Below are 15550 nucleotides of genomic sequence, written 5' to 3'. Positions count from 1 at the left end.
CGACCCACGAGCCCGCGCGCCTCGAGCCGAAGGACATCCCCTCGCATGAAACAATACCTCGACCTCGTCCGCGCCATTCTCGATACGGGCAGTTGGCAGGAAAACCGTACGGGCATCCGCACCATCACGATGCCGGGCGCCATGATGCGCTTCGATCTACAAGAGGGTTTTCCGGCCGTTACCACCAAAAAGCTCGCGTTCAAGTCCGCCATCGGCGAAATGATCGGATTTTTGCGTGCCTCGCGCAGCGCAGCCGATTTCCGCGCGCTCGGCTGTAAGGTGTGGGATGCGAACGCGAACGAGAACGCGCAGTGGCTCGCCAATCCGTACCGCGAGGGCCCGGACGATCTCGGCGACGTGTACGGCGTGCAGTGGCGCAAGTGGCCGGGCTACAAGGTCATCGAGGCGTCCGCCGATGCACGTTTGGCCGACGCCGCAGAGCGTGGTTATCGGACCGTCACGCAGTTCGAGGAAGACGGCGTGCGCAAGGTGCTGCTCTACAAGGCGATCGATCAATTGCGGCAGTGCCTAGATACGATCATGACGAACCCCGGGGATCGCCGGATCTTGTTTCACGGCTGGAATCCGGCCATGCTCGACCAAATCGCGTTGCCCGCCTGCCATCTGCTCTATCAGTTCTTGCCTAATGCCGCTCGCCGTGAAATTTCGCTGTGCCTCTACATTCGCAGCAACGATGTCGGTCTCGGCACGCCGTTCAATTTGGTCGAAGGCGCGGCGCTGCTATCTCTGGTCGGCCGTTTGACGGGCTACACGCCGCGGTGGTTCACGTACTTCATCGGCGACGCGCACATCTACGAAAACCAGCTCGATATGCTCAAGCGCCAACTCGAGCGCGAACCGTATGAAAGCCCGCGGCTTCAGATTGCCGATCGCGTGCCCGCTTATGCGCAAACAGGGGTGTATGCGCCCGAATGGCTCGAACAGGTCGAGCCGGGCGATTTCTCGCTCGTCGGTTATCGTCACCACGAGCCGCTGACCGCGCCGATGGCCGTTTAGCCGGCGCTTTGGGTCCGGTCACGCGATCCATCTCGCGCGGCAAGCCGAGCCTCCACGGCTTCCCGTTTCGGCTTGCCGTGAAGTCGCCGAACGAGCGCTCGCTCATCTCTGCGCTCGCCGCGCTCACCCTCGATGCTGGCCTTGCTGCGACGGGCCGGCGGCATGCTGCGGCTCGTGTTGGGGGTGCGGCGCAGGCTCTGGCCGTGGTTGGGGCTGCGGTTGCGGGCGCGGCTGCTCGAAGTGCGGTTGGGGCTGCGGTTGCGGGCGCGGCTGCTCGAAGTGCGGTTGGGGCTGCGGTTGCGGGCGCGGTTGCTCGAAGTGCGGTTGGGGCTGCGGTTGCGGGCGCGGCTGTTCGAAGTGCGGTTGGGGCTGCGGTTGCGGGCGCGGCTGTTCGAAGTGCGGTTGGGACTGCGGTTGCGGACGTGGCTGTTCGAAGTGCGGTTGCGGACGTGGCTGTTCCAAATGAGGCTGCGGCTGCGCTGGGACCCGCGGCTGTTCGAAGCGGGGTTGCGACGGGGCTTGCGCTTGCGCGCCGTTCTCCATTCGCGAGCCGGCCGCTTCGCGCGTCTGCACTCTCGGCTCGGCAGGTTGCGGCTGCACCCGCTGCGCTTCGCCGTGCTGCATCGGCTGCGCAGGCCCCGGTACCCCGCCCGTCACCGAGCGCGGCTCGGCGGCTGGCGGGTGCTGCGTAACGGGGGCGTGCGGTTGGGTCCAAGCCGGCGCTTGGCGCGCGCCGGGTTGCACACCGTGCTCGGCCGCACCGTTCATTGCTGCGGGTGGCCGTGGTACGCCGTTGCTCGGCTGCACGCGCTCCGTTGCGGCGGGCGAGTGCAGTCCAGGTTGCGGTTGCGCGCCTGCGGCCTCGCGTTGGGGCGCTTGGCGGACATTCGCTTCGGGCCGCGGCTCGCCGGCGTTTCGGCCCGGCTCGGCGAGGCGTTGAGCGCTTGCGGCCGGCCCGTGCATAGGCGCGATGACCGGCGAATGCGAATCGACGACGTGCACGTTGCGCGGCATCGCCGGAGCCGTGCCCGCGGCGCCATGCGCGGCTTGCCCCATGAATTGCGCAGGCGCCGCCGGCCGCACGAGGGGCGCTCCCGCGCCCGGCACGCGACCGCCCGTTTGCGCGAGGTGCTCGGCCAAATGGTCTCGATAAACTGCCGGCGTGGCTGGCCCGCGCGTCGCGACGACAGGACGCGCGGCTAGAGTTTGCGGCGGATGATAGGTCGCAGGCCGCAAGCCCGACTGCATGCTTTCGCGCACCGGCGCGACGCCTGCCGCGCCCGGGTTGATCCGCACGTTTCGGCCCCACTGCGCCGGGTCGACGCGCTGCGCAAAGTGAGCGACGGGCTTGCCATGCACGAAGGCCGTCGCCGGCACCGCCGTGACCGCGCCCGGCGCGCGATAGTTGATGTAGGTGTTGTGGATGTTCGTGATATTGACGTTTTGATTCACGATGACCGTTTGATTCACACGCTCGTAATAGCGCGGGCTCCAGCCGCCCCATCCCGGGTGCCACACTTCGCCGGGACCGAGCGGGAACCACGCCATGCCCGGGGTCGCAGCCCCCCCGATCGAGAGGCTCACGCTCCAGCCCGGCCCGCCGCCCCCGCCGCCGACGAACGCGACTAGCGCAGGCGCATAGACAGGCGGCGCACTCACGACGAGCGGCCCCGGCACCCAGCACCACGACGAATGAAGATAGGCCCACCTGCCATAGTGGTAGGGTGCAAAGCCCCAAGGCGCATCGTCGACCCAGGTCCATCCCCACGGGGCGATCCATGCCCAGTGGCCGTCGTGGTAGGGCGCCCAACCCGCGGGTTCTTCGTTCGGGACCCAGACGGCCCCGTACTGCGGATCGTCGCTCCACCTCCCATTGGCATCGAGGTCTTGGTACCCTGGAATGTCGCGCGAGACATAGCGGGCCGAAACCGAGCGGTCTTCGGCGGCGTCGCGATTGGCCGCCCACACGTCGAAGGGATCGGGCTCCGGCGCTTGCGTAACCGATGCCTCTTGCAGGTTCGTCCCGGCAAACGTGATCTGCTGCCCTGCCTCGACGGGCACTTGCCCGTTGTCGCCATAGGCGGTCAGCGCGCCACTGCGCACCGTCACGGTCGTCGTGCTGCCGTCGGGCGCCACATCGACACGGTAATCACCGGGGCGCGTCACGCCGAGTGCGACATTGGGCGTATCGATTTCGTACGACGAGCCGCTCGGTATCGAGCGCACGCGCGTCGAGAGCGTGCCTTGCGCGACCTTCAGTTGCGCGTTCGAGTCGTCGAGGTTCATCACGTCCAGGCTCGTCGACGCTCCGAGCCGCACGGCCGTCGATCCGATGTGCAGCTCGGAGCGCGCGTTGGCGTCGTTCCACAATTGATCGCCCGTGGTCAGCGGCCGGTTGACCGATGCATAAGACCAGTCGTTCGCGCCCGCCGGCTCCGTCGTCACCGTGCCGGCGGCGTAATTCAGACGGGCGACGCGGCCGGGCGGATCGGCTGACTGCGCGGCGGGTGCGGCGCCGGGGTAGGGCGCGGACTGCGCGAATGCGGCGCGCGCGGCGAAGGCCAGCGGCGCAACCGCGATCAAGGCGTAGGCGGCCGCGCGCCGGAAGGTCAGTAGCGGGGAAGAGATAGCGGTGGTCATAGAGCGTCTCGTTTTGGTGCCGGATCGTACGCGGTACGTGACAGCACTGTAGCCCGACGGCATGTATCAATGCGCTCTGTTTTGTAGCGTTGCGTTCCGCGCTGTAACCAAAAATGACGACCCTCTGCGGCTAGGCGGCGAGCAAGGCCTCGAACCGCTCCCGGCCGACGGGCGTGATGCGCAGCGCGCGCGGCCGCTCGGTTCGCTCCACCCACCGCTGCGCGCGCCAGTGATCGAGCAGCGCCGCGCCAAGGGCGCCGGCAAGGTGCGCCCGCCGCTCGCTCCAATCGAGGCAGGTGCAGGCGAAACGACGCTTGCGCGCGCGTTGCGCGCCCACGTCGATGCCCCACTGGGCCAGCATCGCCGCGCCCGTTTCCGTGGCCTGGACGTCGCCGTCTCGTTCCACGAGCCAGCCTTTTTCCAGCAGACGGTCGAACACGCGGACAGCGAGTTCGCCGGCCATGTGATCGTAGCAAGTGCGCGCATAGCGCATTTCGAGCGGCACGGTGCGTGCAGCCACCGGTTTGGGCCGCGCAGACGCACTGGCTTGAGCCAAATGCGCGAGCCCTTCGATCGCGACGGCGATCTCGGCGGTCGCGATTCGGTAGTAACGATGGCGCCCGCGCACTTCGAGCGTCAATAGGCCGCCCTCCGTCAGTTTCGCGAGGTGGCCGCTCGCGGCCGAGGGGGACAGCCCGGCAATCATCGTCAGTTCGCCGGCGGGCCGGGCGCTGCCGTCCATCAGCGACCAAAGCATGGCCGCGCGACCGGGGTCGGCCAACAGGGCGCCGATGCGCGATAGGCCGGGGAAGTGCACGACGTCGCGCTCGGCAGCGGAAGCGGAAGTAGCCATAAGATGTCCTCATTACGTCGAACTGCGTATGGTCGTACTTTAATCGTTAGCTGAATTCGATGTTTCAGCGATAAGCAAAACGTGAAATTCCGAGGGCGCGGCCGCATCGGCACCGCGCGCTAGAATGACGCGATGCGCGATCCGGGAGAGAGGGCTTCGATGAAAGCGTGGATGGCGGCCGTTCTGGCCGCATGGTTGGGGGTCGGGTGCGCCCAGCATGGGACGCCGACGCCGCACACCGAGGGCGGCAGCATCACGATGTACGGCACGCTCGATCAGGGCGTCACGTTCCGCAAGTGAGCGGTGGGCCGATCGCTGCGTGAGCGCTGCGGAGGCGACGCAGTTGATGGCAGAAATTGATGCATCATTGTCATTTCTGCCATTTCCGTTCGGGTGAGGATAGCGGTATCCGTTTCTACCTCCTCACCTCGTCAAGGTCACCGATGCATGCCACGCCATCTGCCGAACCGCGTATCGATCGCGCTGGGCGCCGCAATGCGCGCATCCTCGCGCTCTGCCAAGCCCTTTATACGTCTTCGGTCTCCATCGACCTCACACTGACCGGCCTCGTCGGGTACACGCTCGCCGACGACAAGGCGCTTGCCACATTGCCGTTCTCGCTGATCACCGTGGCGGCTGCGCTCACGACGATCTTCGCGTCCTTTCTCATGGCGCGCATCGGCCGCCGAGCCGGGTTCGCGCTGGGGGCGGCCGTCGGCGCGGCCGGCGGCGCTATGTCCGTCCATGCGATTTTCATCCATAGCTTTTGGTGGTTTTGCTGCGGCACGGCGACGGTGGGCGTATTCCAAGCGTTCGCCCAGTACTATCGACTCGCTGCAGCCGACGCTGTCGATGCGCCGTCGAAGGGGCGAGCCATCTCCACGGTGCTGACTGGGGGCGTGATCGCCGCAGTCCTCGGGCCGGCCCTCGCGGCGTGGAGCCGCGACTGGCTCGCGCCGATCACGTTTGCGGGTTCTTACGTGCTCGTGACGTTGCTCGGCATCTGTTCGCTCGCGCTCGTGCTGCTTGCCTACCGAAATACCGCGCCGGCGGGTGCGAGCCCCGCACGGCACGCCGACGACGTGCATCCGCGTCCGCTCGCACGGATCGTCACGCAACCGATCTTCCTTGCCGCGCTCGCCAACAACGCGATCGGCTACATGGTCATGATGTTCGTGATGACGGCCACGCCGATCGCGGCAGTGGCATGCGGCCATACGATCGGCGACGGCGCACGCATCATTCAATGGCATCTCGTGGGCATGTACGCGCCGTCGTTCTTCGCGGCCCGCTTGATCGCGCGATTCGGCGTGCTGCGCATCATCGGCGCGGGCATCGTTTTGTCCGCGGCCTGCGGGGCCATTGCGCTGGCCGCTACCGATCTGCCGCACTTCTATGCGGCGCTCGCGTGTCTTGGCGTCGGCTGGAACTTCATGTTCGTGGGCGGCACGACGCTGTTGGCGCAATCGTATCGTTCGAGCGAGCGAGCAAAAACGCAGGCCACGAGCGAGTTCACGACCTTTGCGTGCACCGCGCTCGCTTCGCTCAGCGCAGGGCAGTTGCTCGCGCGTTTCGGTTGGCATGTCGTCAACGCTTCGATTTTCCCCGCGCTCGCGGTTGCCGCGTGCGCGACGCTCGGATATGCGTGGACGCGTGCGCGCACGAGCGCCCCGGCCGCGGCCGGGGCGCTGTAATTGGAATTGAGAGATTCGCCATGACGCATTCGTCTTCGTTGACAGCCCCCACGCTCGCTACGCCTCGCGTTCGTCAAATCGTGTTCGCCGTGGCCCCGCACCTCGTGCTGCTCGACACTTGCGGCCCGCTCGAGGCGTTCTGGCGCGCGGAACTCGAAATGCGCAGCGCCCGCGGCAGCACGGGCGACGAACCCGTGGCCTATCGAACGCGAGTGGCCTCTGTCGAAGGCGGCACGCTCGCCACGCATGTCGGCCTGCCTGTCGTCGTGGAGCGGCTCGATGCGCTGGACGACGAGACGATCGATACGGTCATCGTTGCCGGCACGTTCGTGGCGGACCAAATGGTGCTCGACGAGAAGCTCGTGGCGTGGCTCGAGCGCTCGGCGCCGCGCATCCGCCGCGTGTGTTCGGTTTGCGTCGGTGCGTTCTATCTAGGCGCGGCCGGTTTGCTCGAAGGCCGGCGTGCAACGACGCACTGGCGCAGCGTCGACGCGTTTGCTCGTTCCTTCCCTTCGGTCCAGGTCGATGCCGATCCGATTTTCGTGCGCGACGAGCGCGGCGGTCGCGCGGTATGGACCTCGGCAGGGGTGACGGCGGGCATCGACTTGGCGCTTGCTCTGATCGAAGAGGACTTGGGCCACGCGGTGGCGATGCAAGCCGCGCGCCGCCTGGTGGTGTTCATGAAGCGTCCGGGCGGGCAGTCGCAGTTCAGCGCCACGCTCGATGCGCAACACTGTGCGGGCGGCGAATTCGCCGAGCTGCATGCGTGGATGGCCGCGAACCTGCATGCGGATTTGTCGGTGGAGCGGCTCGCGGAGCGTGCGCACATGTCGCCGCGCACGTTCGCGCGGCGCTATGTCGAAGCGGTCGGCCGCACGCCGGCGAAAACCGTCGAGGCGTTGCGGCTCGAGGCGGCCGCGCGTTCGCTCGCGCAATCGCGACGGCCCATGAAACGGATTGCGCTCGATTGCGGCTTTGGCACCGAACAGAACCTACGACGGGCATTTCTTAGACGTTACGGCGTGCCGCCGTTCGACTATCGAGCGCGCTTCGCGTCGCTGAGCGCCGGGTGATCCATCTCGCGCACGTCGAATATTGCGCCCGTATAATCGGCTCCTTTTCTTCGTTTTCTTCCCTTTTCTTGCCGCGCGAACGCGCCACCGGAGCCACGATGAGTACGCCCTCGACCCCCTTGGATCGTTCGGAAACCACCTTTCGCTTTCTCGCCGAGCCCACTTCCGTCAACTTCGGCGGCAAGGTGCACGGCGGCGCGCTGATGAAGTGGATCGACGAGACGGCTTACGCCTGCGCGGCGGTCTGGTCGGGGCGCTATTGCGTAACGGTGAGCGTCGGCAATATCCGCTTTCGCCGGCCGATTCTCGTGGGCAATCTCGTCGAATTGCGGGCGCGCGTCGTCGCAACGGGCCGCACGAGCATGCATATTCACGTGACTGTCCATGCGGGCGACCCCAAGAGCGGGCAGCTTCGTTTGACGACGGACTGCCTCGTCGTATTCGTCGCTGTCGACGAGAACAACACACCGATCCCGGTGCCGGCGTTCGTGCCGCAAACCGACGAGCAAAAACGCGTGGCCAAGTACGCGATGGATGTCAAAGCCGCGCTGGATGCGATCGTCGAGCTCAAGCCGGAGGAAGTGGCCAGGGGCAATATCTAAAACCTTGCGACGGGCTCGCCCGCTCGTTCGGCTAGGGGCCGAGCGAGCGAATACGGAATAGCAAACGGGCCTTGCATTAGTGCGAATAAGCCCATACGGCGAGCCTATCGACCTTCCTTAGCCGGTTATTGCTGCCTTCCCGTCATATCTTCGGGCCGCACCCACTCGTCGAACTGCGCCTCGGTCACATACCCCAGCGCGAGCGCGGCCGCTTTCAACGTCGTGCCTTCCTTATGCGCCTTCTTCGCGATCTGCGCGGCTTTGTCGTAGCCGATGTGCGGATTGAGCGCGGTAACCAGCATCAGCGATTCGTTCAGCAAGGTATCGATGCGCGTGCGATTCGGTTCGATGCCCGCCGCGCAGTGGTCGTTGAAGCTTTGTGCGCCGTCTGCCAGCAGTCGAATCGACTGCAGCACGTTGTGCGCGATCATCGGCCGGAAAACGTTGAGCTCGAAGTTGCCGCTCGCACCGCCGAAGTTGATCGCTACGTCGTTGCCGAATACTTGGCAACACAACATGGTCACCGCCTCTGACTGCGTCGGGTTGACTTTGCCCGGCATGATCGAGCTGCCCGGCTCGTTTTCCGGGATCGTGATTTCGCCCAAGCCGCAGCGCGGACCGCTTGCGAGCCAGCGGATGTCGTTGGCGATTTTCATGAGGCTGGCCGCAAGCGTCTTGAGCGCGCCATGTGCGAAGACGAGCGCGTCAGCCGCCGCCATCACCTCGAATTTGTTGGGCGCGGTGACGAACGGCAGGCCAGTCAAGCGGCCGATCGCCGCCGCGACGCGCTCTGCGAACTGCGGGTGCGCGTTCAAACCGGTGCCCACCGCCGTGCCGCCTTGCGCGAGTTCGTAAAGATGCGGCAGCGCCGATTCGATATGCGCGATGCCGTGCGACAGTTGCGCCGCGTAACCGGAGAATTCTTGCCCGAGCGTGAGCGGCGTCGCATCCTGCAGATGCGTGCGGCCGATCTTGACGACGTCGGCAAACGCTCGGGATTTCGCTTCGAGCGTCGCGCGCAACGTAGCGAGCGCCGGCAGCAGATGCTTGACGATGCCGTTCGCCGCGGCCACGTGCATCGCCGTCGGAAACACGTCGTTGGACGACTGGCCGCGATTGACGTCGTCGTTCGGATGAACTTTGCGCGCTTCGCCGCGCTCGCCCCCGAGCAGCTCGCTCGCGCGGTTGGCGATCACCTCGTTCAAATTCATGTTCGTTTGCGTGCCCGATCCGGTCTGCCAGACGGCAAGCGGAAATTCGCCCGCGTGTAGACCGTCGATGATCTCGTCGGCCGCCTGCATGATCGCGCGTGCTTTGTCCTCGGGCAGGACGCCGAGCTCGAGATTGACTTCGGCCGCCGCCCGCTTCACGAGCGCAAGCGCGGTGACGAGTTCGGGCGGTTGCTTTTCCGTCGATATCTTGAAGTTCTGCAACGAGCGTTGCGTTTGAGCGCCCCACAAGCGCGCCGCCGGCACGGCAATTTCGCCAAATGTGTCGCGCTCGATGCGATGGTCTTCGGTCATGGTGTTCGGACTCCGGTGCGGAAATGATGCGATTGAACGGTTGGCACGCCTTTTTGGCGCTGCGGCCCCATGCAGCGCCGACGGCGGAGCCGCTACAGTTGCGAATCGATGGGCAGGAACGAGAATAGACCGGTGAGCAAATTCCGTACGAACCCCGAGTCGGGATCGAGCGACCAGGTACGCAAATAGGGCCCGGCGGCGCCCGGCGCTTCGCCGGTCCAGATGAGGCCGGAGACGGGCGCGCCCAGCGCACGCAATTGCGCCTCTTCGCTGGGCGTGGCGAGCCGAACGCGATAGCTGACGCTGGGCGCCATCGACTGAACGATCAACTTGGCGACGGCATCGGCAAGGACGGGACTATCGATGAACAGCGCGAGTTCGCTGTTCAAATGCGCCGAGCGCGGATCCAAGTTCAGCGACCCGATCACGAGCATGCGGCGATCGATGACATAGGCCTTCGCATGCAAACTGGCGCGTGACTGCGAGCCGGAGAAGAAGCGGGGGGTCTGCCGCTGCAGCGGTTGATATTCATAGAGCTCGACACCGTTCTGCAGTAGCGGGATGCGATAAGGGTTGTAGCCGGCTTGAACGGCGACGGCGTCCGTCGACGCCATGGAGTTCGTCACGACGGCCACACGCACGCCCCGATGCGTGAGGTCCGCGAGCAACTTGACGCCCGCCTCATGGGGAACGAAGTAGGGCGAAAGCAGCAGCACTTCGTGTTGTGCGCCGCGCAGCAAGTCGACCAGCCGGTGCATTGGCGGGCTTCGGTAGTCGTCGTTGGGGGCGGTGACTTTGCTCGGTGAATCGACGAGGAAGGTCGCATGCGCCCACACGAGGTTCATTTGCCCCTTGCCGATCTGCTCCGCGAGCGGGGCGCCGCGCAACGGCTTTGCGCCGACGGCGTCCGCTTGCGCGCGCCAATGCGCACGGAGCGCTTCGCGGGCCGCATGCAGGTCGGTCTCGGCGAAGTGCTGCTTGTCGACCGCGCTGAGCGGATATGCGCCGGCGCTATTCCAGAACGCATCGAAGCTCTTGGATACCGCCTCGACGATGGGGCCTGCGGCCACCACGTCCAAATCGCGGAATTGCAGTTTGGGGCTTGCGCTGAAGTATTCGTCGCCGAGATTGCGCCCGCCTACGATCGCCACTTCGCCGTCGGCGATCATCGCCTTGTTATGCATGCGGTGAGTGAAGCGATCGAGCCGAGTGACGAACGTCTCGGTGCGCGCGAAAACGCTCGAGCGCGTGCTGCCAAAGGGATTGAAGACACGCACTTCGATCTTCGGGTGGGTCGAGAGCGCCGCCATCAACCGTTTGACGTCGTTGAAATTCAGATCGTCGACGAGCATGCGCACTCGCACGCCGCGATCGGCGGCATAGAGCGCTGCTGCGAGCAGCAACCGGCCCGTGGTGTCTTCCGCGGCGATGTAGTACTGCAGATCGAGCGTCTTGGTCGCCGCGCGTGCCAGAGCAATCCGCATTTGCAGCGCGTCGGTGCCATCGGTGAGCAGACGAAAGCCCGATTGGCCGGCATGCGCCGCAACGAGCGGGGCGAGCGCTTGCCCGAGCGGCGTGGCTTCGGGATGGTCGAGCGCATGCGAGGCCGGACGCTCGAGGGATGTGGCAGGCGGCAGGGTGGTGCAGGCGGCGAGGCACGCAGCCATGACGAGCACCGCCCAGCGCACCAGGTCGAAGGCTGCTGTGCGCGTGGACGATCGCAGGCGTGCAGGAGGCGAGCTGGCGAACGAGCGGCGCAGCGAATGACGCGATGCGGCCCGAAGCCTCAGGCATGGCTCATGGAACACGTCGGACTCATCCTCACTCCGGGGCGGACCGCGGCCGGCGGACGCGTGTACCGGCACCGATACGGGCATTTTATGGGAAGCCGGGGCGAATTACCCGCTGCGCATGCACACGGCCAAGCGCTCTAGCGCTTGCGATGAGCGAGCAGCCAAAAATAGGGCCGGCGCGGGCTGGCGCCCGGATACTCCGCCGGCCTGCTAGAGATCGGGACGGTGGCGTGTGCGGCGTTCGAAGCGCAGGGTCATCAACACGGCGACGCTGGCCAAGCCCGCCGCCAGCCCCCACCAGAGCCCGCGGGGGCCGAGCCCGGCGTGAAACGCGAGCACATAGCCCGTGGGAAAACCGACGCCCCAATAGCCGAAGGCGGCCGCGAGCATCGGGATGCGCGTGTCTTTGAGCCCGCGCAGGCACCCCGAGCCGATCGTCTGCATGCCGTCGACGATCTGGAAAACGGCCGCGACGCCGAGCAACGAGGCCGCGATCGAGATCGTTTGCGCGTTGGCGGGATCGTCCAACCGCAGGTACAGGCCGATGATGGCGTGCGGTGCGACGATGAACAGCAACCCCGTCATCGACATGTAGACGACGCCGAGCGCGAGCGCGACGAAGCCCGCATGGCGCGCGGCGACGCGATCGCCTGCGCCCATCCAATAGCCGACTCGCACGTTGGCGGCCTGGCCGATCGCGAGCGGCACCATGAACGTGACGGAGCTCACGCTCATCGCGACTTGATGTGCAGCGAGCGGCTTTTCTCCGATCAAACCGATGAAGAGGCCCGTGCAAAGAAACAGCATCGATTCGACGCCGTAGGTGATCGCGACGGGCCAGCCTATGGCGAAAAGTTCGCCCATGAGCGGCATCGTCGGCCGTTTCGCGGCCACGAAATGCCGGAAACGCGGCCGCCCATGCAGCAGCGCCACGAGCGTGATGGCGCTGAGCCAAATCGTGATCGTCGTGGCCGCAGCCGAGCCGAGCATGCCGAGCCTGGGCAGACCGTGCACGCCGTGGATGAGCCCGTAGTTGAGCACGCCGTTGAACACGACGCCGATGAGCGAAACCCACAGCAGGCGCTTGGCCGCGCCGATGGCGGGCAAAAACGCGCGCATCATGCCGATGCCGATCAGGCTGCCGAGCGAGGCGAAGCGCAGCACGCCCGTGTAGGCCGCGACGTCGCGCGCAAGATTGGGCGGCTCGCCGAAGGCTAGCAGGATGGGTTCGGTGTACGACAAAAGCAGGAACGCGGGCACGGCGAGCAGCACCGACAAGGCAAGCCCCGTCCAATAAATGTGCGGAACGCGATGCTCGGCTTGGGCCCCGCGCGCATTGGCGACGGTCACGCTCACGGAGCTGAGCACGCCTTGCAGCAGCGTGACGATGACGAAGAACATGCCCGCGCCGAGGCCGCCGGCGGCGAGCGCATCCGCGCTCAGCGAGCCGAGCAGGATCGTGTCGGTGACGCCCATCGCCATCTGCGACAGTTGCGCGATGGCGAGCGGCGCGGCCAGGCGAGCGGTATCGGCGGCGTGGCGCGACAGAGGCGGCGGGGGCGATTTGGCGGCGGCCCCGGAAACGGCGGATTCGGACATGGCGAGGCGATCGAGGCGCAGCGGGCGTGTTGGCGCGCAAGGCGCGCGGCCCATGTTGTTTTCGTCGGAAAGAAAGAGCTTATTGCTTCCGCGCGCGGCTGTCGATGATGCAAGTTCGTGGGGATCTCACGCGCCGGGGGCGGCGCTTGGCGCGCTGGCCGCAGCCAGCCTCGGTTCATCCGGGCTCGTGAACCGCGATGCGCGTGTCGCCCAGCATCACGACTTGGCCCGCTCGGATTTTGCAAGTCTTTCGCAATTCGACGCGGCCGTCGACAGTGACCGCGCCGGAGGCGACGAGCAACTTCGCCGTGCCGCCGCTGTCCGCGAGGCCCAGGAGTTTGAGCAGATTGTGCAATTCGACGTGGTCGCCCGTGAGCGTGAAATTGAGATTGGCCATGGTGATAGCCGGCAGTGCGGCAAATGAGCGACTAGGGCAGGCATCATAAGTCACCGAGCTACCGGGCGAGAAGATAAAGCCCCGTATTTTGTCGATGTCGCCCTTTGCGCAGGGCTTGCACGGGGCATATGTATGCCTATACAGTACGCATGGCCGCCGCCTTCGCTTTTGAGATAGTGCGGCGCTCGGCACATTGCCCAGTGGTTTTGAAGATGCATGATCGCGCCGTGTCCTCGATGTCTACCGCCGTCCTCTCCGGTGCGCCCCAGGCGCAAGCGCCTTACCTCGACAAGCTCAACGACGCCCAGCGCGCTGCGGTCGAGTACGGCGTGGGCGAGCATGCGAGCCCCGGTGGCCCGCTGCTCGTGATCGCCGGCGCGGGTTCGGGCAAAACCAATACGCTCGCGCACCGGGTCGCGCATCTGCTCGTCAAAGGCGCCGATCCGAGGCGGCTATTGCTGCTCACGTTCTCGCGCCGCGCAGCGCAAGACATGACCCGGCGCGCGACGCGCATCGCCGCACAGGCGCTCGGCACGCGCGCCGATTTGGCGCAGGCGCTGACATGGAGCGGGACGTTTCACAGCGTCGGAGCGCGATTGCTGCGCGAATATGCCGAATCGATCGGACTCTCTCCCGTTTTCACGATCAACGATCGAGAAGACTGCACGGATTTGCTCAACGTCGTCCGGCACGAGCTTGGGCTGTCGGCGAAAGAACGGCGCTTCCCCACGAAGGGCACGTGCCTGGCCATTTATTCGCGTGTCGTCAATACCGGCGCCACGCTCGCGCAGGTGCTGGAACAGGCGTTTCCGTGGTGCCGCGAATGGGAGCGCGACCTGCGCGCGTTGTTTGCCGCTTACGTCGCCGCGAAACAGGCGCAGAACATTCTCGATTACGACGATTTGCTGTTGTATTGGTCGCGCATGGCGTCGGAGCCGTCGATCGCCTCCGACCTCGAGCAGCGCTTCGATCACGTGCTCGTCGACGAGTACCAAGACACGAACCGCTTGCAGGCCGCGATCCTATTCGCGATGAAGCCCGAGGGGCGCGGGCTCACCGTCGTGGGCGACGACGCGCAATCGATTTACGCGTTCCGCGGCGCAACCGTGCGCAACATTCTCGATTTCCCGTCCCAATTCGAGCCGAACGCCATGCGCGTGACGCTGGAGCGCAATTACCGCTCCACCGCGCCGATCTTGGCGGCGTCGAACGCCGTGATCGGTTTGGCTGCCGAGCGCTTCACGAAGGACTTATGGACCGATAAGGCCGGCGCGCAGCGGCCGCGGCTCGTATCGGTGGCCGGAGAGATCGAGCAGGCGCGCTACGTGGTGGAGGCGGTGCTGGAGGCGCGCGAAGCGGGAATGAAGCTGAAGGCGCAAGCGGTCTTGTTTCGGGCCGCGCATCATAGCGCCGCGCTGGAGATCGAGCTCGCTCGGCGCAACATCCCGTTCGTCAAGTTCGGCGGCCTGCGTTTTCTCGATTCAGTGCATGTGAAGGATGTGCTCGCGGTGCTGCGCTGGGCGCAAAACCCGCGCGACCGCGTGGCGGGCTTTCGCGTGCTGCAACTCTTGCCTGGCGTCGGACCGGCGACGGCCGCGCGCGTGCTCGATGCGGTGGCCGCGGCAGGCGAGCTGCCGGCCCCGTTGCTCGCATATGACATGCCGGCGCGTGCCCACGCCGAATGGCCGGATTTCGCGCTGCTGATGGGCGCGATCGGCGCATTGCGCACGCCCTGGCCGGCCGAATTCGAGCAAGTGCGGCGTTGGTACGAGCCGCATCTGGAGCGCAATCACGAAGACGCCGCCATGCGCCACGCCGATATCCTGCAGATGGAAAGCCTCGCCGCAACGTTTCCTTCGCGCGAGCGTTTCTTGACCGAGCTGACGCTCGACCCGCCCGATGCGACGAGCGGCGAGGCGGGGGTGCCGCTCGTGGACGAGGACTACCTGATCCTCTCGACGATCCATTCGGCCAAGGGTCAAGAATGGCGCAACGTGTTCGTTCTGAACGGTGTCGACGGCTGCATTCCGTCCGACCTAGGTACCGGCAGCCAAGAGGAAATCGACGAAGAGCGCCGCCTGCTTTACGTGGCGATGACGAGAGCGAAGGAAGACCTGCACATCGTCGTGCCGCAACGCTTTTACGTCCACAATCAGAGCGCGCAGGGCGACCGGCACGTTTGGGCCTCGCGCACGCGGTTCATTCCCGCGTCGCTGCTCCCGCTGTTCGATGCCCACGCGTGGCCGCGGGTTGCGCCGGCAGCGCCGCCGACGGCGACGGGGCTCGCGGCCGCCGCGAAAGCGCGCGTGGACATCGCCGCGCAACTGAAGGCGATGTGGGACTGACCTCGGGTTCCAGC

Annotated in this window: 12 protein-coding genes; 6 read left to right on the top strand and 6 right to left on the bottom strand. The window is 66.0% G+C overall.

Annotated features, from left to right (window positions below; translation table 11 throughout):
* Positions 1-45: 45 nt before the first annotated feature.
* Positions 46-1017 (top strand): thymidylate synthase, encoded by a 972-nt coding sequence (locus QQS38_RS03955; RefSeq protein ID WP_479644037.1) that lies wholly within the window; start codon positions 46-48, stop codon positions 1015-1017.
* 123 nt (positions 1018-1140) lie between these two features.
* Here QQS38_RS03955 and QQS38_RS03950 read toward each other — a convergent pair whose 3' ends face one another.
* Together QQS38_RS03950 and QQS38_RS03945 are read right to left on the bottom strand one after the other, a co-directional pair.
* Positions 1141-3657, bottom strand: a complete 2517-nt coding sequence (locus tag QQS38_RS03950; protein ID WP_479644036.1) for a DUF6600 domain-containing protein — start codon at positions 3655-3657, stop codon at positions 1141-1143.
* Positions 3658-3787: 130 nt separating this feature from the next.
* Positions 3788-4510 carry an ArsR/SmtB family transcription factor gene (locus QQS38_RS03945; RefSeq protein ID WP_479644035.1) on the bottom strand — a complete coding sequence of 241 codons (723 nt, stop codon included), beginning with the start codon at positions 4508-4510 and terminating at the stop codon, positions 3788-3790.
* 159 nt (positions 4511-4669) lie between these two features.
* On the opposite strand from QQS38_RS03945, the gene QQS38_RS03940 reads away from it, so the two are divergent.
* The 4 genes from QQS38_RS03940 (at position 4670) to QQS38_RS03925 (ending at position 7879) form a co-directional block, all read left to right on the top strand.
* Positions 4670-4810, top strand: coding sequence for a hypothetical protein (locus tag QQS38_RS03940; RefSeq protein WP_479644034.1), 141 nt, complete (start codon positions 4670-4672; stop codon positions 4808-4810).
* A gap of 143 nt (positions 4811-4953) precedes the next feature.
* Positions 4954-6204, top strand: a complete 1251-nt coding sequence (locus tag QQS38_RS03935) for an MFS transporter (RefSeq protein WP_479644033.1) — start codon at positions 4954-4956, stop codon at positions 6202-6204.
* Between the two features lie 20 nt (positions 6205-6224).
* The gene (locus QQS38_RS03930; RefSeq protein WP_479644032.1) at positions 6225-7277 is read left to right on the top strand and encodes a GlxA family transcriptional regulator; all 1053 of its coding nucleotides are present in this window, start codon (positions 6225-6227) and stop codon (positions 7275-7277) included.
* Between the two features lie 98 nt (positions 7278-7375).
* Positions 7376-7879 carry an acyl-CoA thioesterase gene (locus QQS38_RS03925; protein WP_479644031.1) on the top strand — a complete coding sequence of 168 codons (504 nt, stop codon included), beginning with the start codon at positions 7376-7378 and terminating at the stop codon, positions 7877-7879.
* A 125-nt stretch (positions 7880-8004) separates the two neighbouring features.
* Here QQS38_RS03925 and fumC read toward each other — a convergent pair whose 3' ends face one another.
* The 4 genes from fumC to QQS38_RS03905 all read right to left on the bottom strand — a co-directional run bounded on the left by fumC (position 8005) and on the right by QQS38_RS03905 (position 13191).
* On the bottom strand, positions 8005-9402 hold the full coding sequence (gene fumC / locus QQS38_RS03920; RefSeq protein ID WP_479644030.1) for a class II fumarate hydratase: 1398 nt from the start codon (positions 9400-9402) through the stop codon (positions 8005-8007).
* A 92-nt stretch (positions 9403-9494) separates the two neighbouring features.
* Positions 9495-11069 carry a phospholipase D-like domain-containing protein gene (locus QQS38_RS03915; protein ID WP_479644029.1) on the bottom strand — a complete coding sequence of 525 codons (1575 nt, stop codon included), beginning with the start codon at positions 11067-11069 and terminating at the stop codon, positions 9495-9497.
* Between the two features lie 336 nt (positions 11070-11405).
* Positions 11406-12794, bottom strand: a complete 1389-nt coding sequence (locus tag QQS38_RS03910; protein ID WP_479644028.1) for an MATE family efflux transporter — start codon at positions 12792-12794, stop codon at positions 11406-11408.
* Positions 12795-12969: 175 nt separating this feature from the next.
* Positions 12970-13191, bottom strand: coding sequence for an RNA-binding S4 domain-containing protein (locus QQS38_RS03905; RefSeq protein WP_479644027.1), 222 nt, complete (start codon positions 13189-13191; stop codon positions 12970-12972).
* Between the two features lie 236 nt (positions 13192-13427).
* Here QQS38_RS03905 and QQS38_RS03900 point away from each other — a divergent pair, with 236 nt between their 5' ends.
* Positions 13428-15536, top strand: coding sequence for an ATP-dependent helicase (locus tag QQS38_RS03900; protein WP_479644026.1), 2109 nt, complete (start codon positions 13428-13430; stop codon positions 15534-15536).
* The last annotated feature ends 14 nt before the right edge of the window (positions 15537-15550 follow it).

This window comes from Trinickia sp. Z7 (genome assembly GCF_056498045.1).
The sequence above is the reverse complement of the archived record's forward strand: the minus strand, read 5'-3'. Positions and strand labels throughout refer to the sequence as shown.

Excerpts from the sequence above, each read along its gene's own strand:
- QQS38_RS03950 (WP_479644036.1), bottom strand. The coding sequence starts at position 3,657 with ATGACCACCGCTATCTCTTCCCCGCTACTGACCTTCCGGCGCGCGGCC.
- QQS38_RS03915 (WP_479644029.1), bottom strand. The coding sequence starts at position 11,069 with ATGGCTGCGTGCCTCGCCGCCTGCACCACCCTGCCGCCTGCCACATCC.
- QQS38_RS03910 (WP_479644028.1), bottom strand. The coding sequence starts at position 12,794 with ATGTCCGAATCCGCCGTTTCCGGGGCCGCCGCCAAATCGCCCCCGCCG.
- QQS38_RS03940 (WP_479644034.1), top strand. The coding sequence starts at position 4,670 with ATGAAAGCGTGGATGGCGGCCGTTCTGGCCGCATGGTTGGGGGTCGGG.
- fumC (WP_479644030.1), bottom strand. The coding sequence starts at position 9,402 with ATGACCGAAGACCATCGCATCGAGCGCGACACATTTGGCGAAATTGCC.
- QQS38_RS03955 (WP_479644037.1), top strand. The coding sequence starts at position 46 with ATGAAACAATACCTCGACCTCGTCCGCGCCATTCTCGATACGGGCAGT.
- QQS38_RS03935 (WP_479644033.1), top strand. The coding sequence starts at position 4,954 with ATGCATGCCACGCCATCTGCCGAACCGCGTATCGATCGCGCTGGGCGC.
- QQS38_RS03900 (WP_479644026.1), top strand. The coding sequence starts at position 13,428 with ATGTCTACCGCCGTCCTCTCCGGTGCGCCCCAGGCGCAAGCGCCTTAC.
- QQS38_RS03905 (WP_479644027.1), bottom strand. The coding sequence starts at position 13,191 with ATGGCCAATCTCAATTTCACGCTCACGGGCGACCACGTCGAATTGCAC.
- QQS38_RS03925 (WP_479644031.1), top strand. The coding sequence starts at position 7,376 with ATGAGTACGCCCTCGACCCCCTTGGATCGTTCGGAAACCACCTTTCGC.
- QQS38_RS03930 (WP_479644032.1), top strand. The coding sequence starts at position 6,225 with ATGACGCATTCGTCTTCGTTGACAGCCCCCACGCTCGCTACGCCTCGC.
- QQS38_RS03945 (WP_479644035.1), bottom strand. The coding sequence starts at position 4,510 with ATGGCTACTTCCGCTTCCGCTGCCGAGCGCGACGTCGTGCACTTCCCC.